Origin of the sequence: Streptomyces sp. NPDC048496, assembly GCF_043200055.1 — a bacterium.
GTDB lineage: Bacteria > Actinomycetota > Actinomycetes > Streptomycetales > Streptomycetaceae > Streptomyces.
In genome coordinates, this window is record NZ_JBICXB010000154.1 from 1 (window position 1) to 1,002 (window position 1,002).

Consider the following 1,002-nt stretch of genomic DNA (forward strand, 5'->3'; position numbering starts at 1 on the left):
CTCGGCGATCTTCAGGGCTTCTTCGATGAGCGTCTCGACGATCTTCGACTCGGGAACCGTCTTGATGACCTCGCCCTTGACGAAGATCTGCCCCTTGCCGTTCCCGGACGCCACACCCAGATCCGCCTCACGGGCCTCACCCGGACCATTGACGACACAGCCCATCACGGCAACCCGCAACGGCACCTCCATGCCCTCAAGACCCGCCGACACCTGATCCGCCAGCTTGTACACATCCACCTGCGCCCGCCCGCACGACGGACAGGACACGATCTCCAGCCGCCGCTGCCGCAGATTCAACGACTCCAGGATCTGGATGCCGACCTTGACCTCCTCGGCCGGCGGCGCCGACAACGACACCCGGATCGTGTCCCCGATGCCCTCACTCAGCAACGCACCGAACGCCACCGCCGACTTGATCGTTCCCTGGAACGCCGGACCCGCCTCCGTCACCCCCAGGTGCAACGGGTAATCACACTGAGCCGCCAGCTGACGGTACGCATTGACCATCACCACCGGATCGTTGTGCTTCACCGAGATCTTGATGTCCCGGAAACCGTGCTCCTCGAAGAGCGACGCCTCCCACAACGCCGACTCCACCAACGCCTCAGGAGTCGCCTTCCCGTACTTCTTCAGCAGCCGCGCATCCAGCGAACCCGCGTTCACACCGATCCGGATCGGCGTCCCCGCATCCTTCGCGGCCCGCGCGATCTCCTTGACCTTGTCGTCGAACTGCTTGATGTTCCCCGGATTCACCCGCACCGCCGCACAGCCCGCATCAATCGCCGCGAACACATACTTCGGCTGGAAGTGAATATCCGCGATCACCGGAATCTGCGACTTCCTGGCGATCGTCGCCAACGCATCCGCATCATCCTGCGTCGGACACGCCACCCGCACGATCTGACAGCCCGACGCCGTCAATTCCGCGATCTGCTGCAACGTCGCACCGACGTCCGACGTACGGGTCGTGGTCATCGACTGCACCGACACCGGCGCATC

General features: G+C 64.0%; 1 protein-coding gene. It reads right to left on the minus strand.

Going from position 1 to position 1,002, the window contains the following annotated elements; translation table 11 throughout:
* On the minus strand, positions 1-1,002 hold a 1,002-nt coding region (gene ispG, locus ACGFSA_RS35270; RefSeq protein ID WP_393310289.1), incomplete at both ends, for a flavodoxin-dependent (E)-4-hydroxy-3-methylbut-2-enyl-diphosphate synthase.